The following is a 3,101-nucleotide window of genomic DNA, read 5'->3' on the forward strand; positions in this document are numbered from 1 at the left end:
GTATCCGCTGTCTGGGCCACACCTTGCGGCACGGGTTTCTAATGGTGCGCTGTCGCGGCTGATGTCGTGGCGGGGTGGCCGATGGAGATCGAGGTGGAGACTGCGAGCGCTCATACGAGAAGTCGTAGGAGCGTGCGCAGCGAGGTGGTGGAGGTAATCACCCGTGGCGAGAGGCGCCGGGCGTGGTCGGCGGACCAGAAACGCCTGATCGTCAGCGAGGCGATGCAGCCCGGCGCGATGCCGGCGGAGGTGGCGCGGCGCTGGGGCATCGGGACGGGCCTGCTCTACACGTGGCGGCGGCAGTTGCTGGCCGGCGAGTTCGGCGAGCCGCCGGTACCGGCCTTCGCCCAGGTCACCCTGGCTCCGGCTGCGGAACCCGAGGCCGCACCGCCGGACCCGATGACGCGCAGTTCCAACACCGTGCCGGCGCTGCCTGGCCGAATGGAGATCACGCTGCCGGGCGGCGCGGTCGTGTGCGTCGGCGCCGATGTGGACGGCGCGGCCCTGCGCCGCGTTCTCGCGGCGCTGGCGCCCTCATGATCGGCCCGGCGCCGGGGACGCGCATCTTCCTGGCCTGCGGCCAGACCGACATGCGCCGCGGCATGGATGGGCTGGCGGCGCTGGTTCAGCACGCCTTCGGCGCCGATCCCTTCGTCGGCGCGGTCTGGATCTTCCGCGGCCGCCGCGGCCGGCTGGTGAAATGCCTGTGGTACGATGGCCAGGGCCTGTGCCTGTTCGCCAAACGGCTGGAACGGGGCCACTTCCCCTGGCCGGTGACGAACACCGGCAGCATCGCGCTGTCCGCCGCGCAGGCCTCGATGCTGCTCGAGGGCATCGATTGGCGGAACCCACAGCGGACCTGGCGGCCGAGCGCGACGTGATCACCGCACCACGGTCGATTTCCGCTTGCCGCGACGCGGCGGCGTCGGTGACGATTCCCACGTGCTGGACGACGCCCCGCAGAGCACCGACCAACCCGACGAGACCGCGCTGCTGCGTGCCGAGCTGGCTGCGGCGGAGGCGAGGATCGCCGCCCTCGAGCAGATCATCAAAGGCCTCCAGCGGGCCCGCTTCGGGCAGAGCAGTGAGCGCGTCGAGGCCGGCCAGCTTGCCCTGGAACTCGGCCGCGCGCCGCTGACGCCGGAGCCGGCGAACGACACGCCGGCCAGGCCCCGCGACAACACCAGCACGGGATCACGCCGGCGCAACCGCGGCGCGCTGCCGGCGCATCTCGAGCGGATCGAGGAGGTGCTCGACCTCGCCGACCAGGGCTGCCCCTGCTGCGGGGCCGCGATGCGCCGGATCGGCGAGGATCGGTCGGAACGGCTCGACGTGGTGCCGGCACAACTGCGCGTCCGCGTCACCATCCGCCCGCGCTATGCCTGCCGACGCTGCGAGGAGGGCGTGCACCAGGCCCCGGCTCCCGCACGCGCCATCCCCGGTGGCCTGCCGACCGAGGCGCTGCTCGCCCAGGTGCTGGTCGCCAAGTACGGCGACGGCCTGCCGCTCTATCGCCAGGCGGCGATCCTGGCGCGGCAGGGCATCCACCTCGACCGCTCGACGCTGTGCGACTGGGTCGCCAAGGCCTGCTGGTGGCTGCGGCCGCTGCACGGGCTGATCCTCGCCCACATCACCGCCAACGCGCGGGTCTTCGCGGACGACACGCCGCTGCCGACGCTCGAACGCGGCCGAGGACGGACCATGGACGGCCGGCTCTGGGCCTATGCGGTGGACGACCGCGCCTGCGGCGGCACCGGGCCGCCGGCGGTCGCCTACCTCTACGCCCCGGACCGCAAGGGCATCCGCCCCGCCACCCATCTCGCCGACTTCCGCGGCGTACTGCAGGTGGATGGCTACGGCGGCTTCAAGACGCTGGAGAGGGGGCGCAACGACGGTTCGGTCGTGCTCGCCTTCTGCTGGGCGCATCTGCGCCGGCGCTTCTTCGAGATCCACGCCGGCACAGCCTCGCCGATCGCCGCCGAGGCCCTGCTGCGCATCGGCGAGATCTACGCCATCGAGCGCGAGATCCGCGGCCAGTCGCCAGAGGCCCGCGCCGCCATGCGCCAGGTCCGCAGCGCCCCGCTCGTCGCCGCCATGCAGGGCTGGCTGCGCGAGCAACTCGACCGCGTCAGCCGCGACAGCGCGCTCGCCAAGGCCATCCGCTACGGCCTGCGCCACTGGGCCGGGCTGGAGCGCTTCCTGACCGACGGCCGGCTCGAACTCGACACCAACGTCGTGGAGCGCGAGATCCGCCCGGTGGCGGTGACGCGCAAGGCCGCGCTCTTCGCGGGCAGCGAAGGCGGCGGCGAGAGCTGGGCGATCGCCACCACGCTGATCCGCACCGCCATCCTGAACGGCCTCGACCCGCAGGCCTGGCTGCGCGACGTGCTGGAGCGGATGGTCAGCGGCGAGGTGCGCTCGACGCAGCTCGCCACCCTGCTGCCCTGGAACTGGCGCCAGGCTGGCACCGCCGCCGCGGCATGACCCGCCGCGCCCGGATCCCGGCGCTGGCCCTCGACGACCTCGAGGCCTGGCTCGCCGGCCAGCCCGACATCGCCCGCCGCAACTGGACCGTCTCCGCCATCGACGGGTTCTGCGCCGCCCTCGTCGTCGGCCCCGAGCGCATCGCCACCGACGCCTGGCTGCGCGTGATCTTCGGACCAAGCCTGCCAACCACGCCGATGGGCCTCGCCGCCGTGCAGGCCGTGCTCGATCACCGCCACGCCGTCCACCGCGCGCTGCACATCGACGCCGGCCGGCGCTGGAACCCGCTCTACATGCTGACCGACGACGGCACCGTCCTCGCCCAGCCCTGGGCCGCGGGCTTCATGTTCGCGGTCAAGCGATGGCCTGACGCCTGGCGCCCCATGTTCGAGCGCAACGACCATGTCGGCCTCATGCTGCCGATCATCGCATGCTCGGAAGCCGAGGAGGTCGAGAAGCTCATCGCCGATCGCCCTACGGAGGTCCGCGACCACATCGCCCGCGCCTACCACCACATCCCCGAAGCCGTCTGCGCCATCCGCGACTACTGGCGACATCACGCCGCAGCATCCTGAACCCAATTCACCGCGGCCGTGGGGCCCAGACGACGCTTACGA

4 protein-coding genes are annotated in these 3,101 nt (G+C 72.6%); all 4 read left to right on the forward strand.

Going from position 1 to position 3,101, the window contains the following annotated elements; translation table 11 throughout:
* The first annotated feature begins 81 nt into the window (after positions 1 to 81).
* The 4 genes from tnpA (at position 82) to E8M80_RS25550 (ending at position 3,059) form a co-directional block, all read left to right on the forward strand.
* Positions 82 to 540 (forward strand): IS66-like element accessory protein TnpA, encoded by a 459-nt coding sequence (tnpA, locus tag E8M80_RS25535; RefSeq protein WP_137128538.1) that lies wholly within the window; start codon positions 82 to 84, stop codon positions 538 to 540.
* Entirely contained in the window at positions 537 to 881 is a 345-nt protein-coding gene (tnpB, locus tag E8M80_RS25540; RefSeq protein ID WP_137128539.1) for an IS66 family insertion sequence element accessory protein TnpB, read from the forward strand. The genes tnpA and tnpB overlap by 4 nt, the downstream gene beginning before the upstream one ends.
* 64 nt (positions 882 to 945) lie before the next feature.
* Entirely contained in the window at positions 946 to 2,484 is a 1,539-nt protein-coding gene (gene tnpC / locus E8M80_RS25545) for an IS66 family transposase (RefSeq protein ID WP_137128541.1), read from the forward strand.
* Entirely contained in the window at positions 2,481 to 3,059 is a 579-nt protein-coding gene (locus tag E8M80_RS25550) for a YecA family protein (protein ID WP_137128540.1), read from the forward strand. The genes tnpC and E8M80_RS25550 overlap by 4 nt, the downstream gene beginning before the upstream one ends.
* Positions 3,060 to 3,101: the final 42 nt, after the last annotated feature.

The organism is Roseomonas sp. HF4, from assembly GCF_005222755.1.
In the GTDB taxonomy this organism is placed as follows: domain Bacteria; phylum Pseudomonadota; class Alphaproteobacteria; order Acetobacterales; family Acetobacteraceae; genus Neoroseomonas.

Excerpts from the sequence above, each read along its gene's own strand:
- tnpA (WP_137128538.1), top strand. The coding sequence starts at position 82 with ATGGAGATCGAGGTGGAGACTGCGAGCGCTCATACGAGAAGTCGTAGG.
- tnpB (WP_137128539.1), top strand. The coding sequence starts at position 537 with ATGATCGGCCCGGCGCCGGGGACGCGCATCTTCCTGGCCTGCGGCCAG.
- E8M80_RS25550 (WP_137128540.1), top strand. The coding sequence starts at position 2,481 with ATGACCCGCCGCGCCCGGATCCCGGCGCTGGCCCTCGACGACCTCGAG.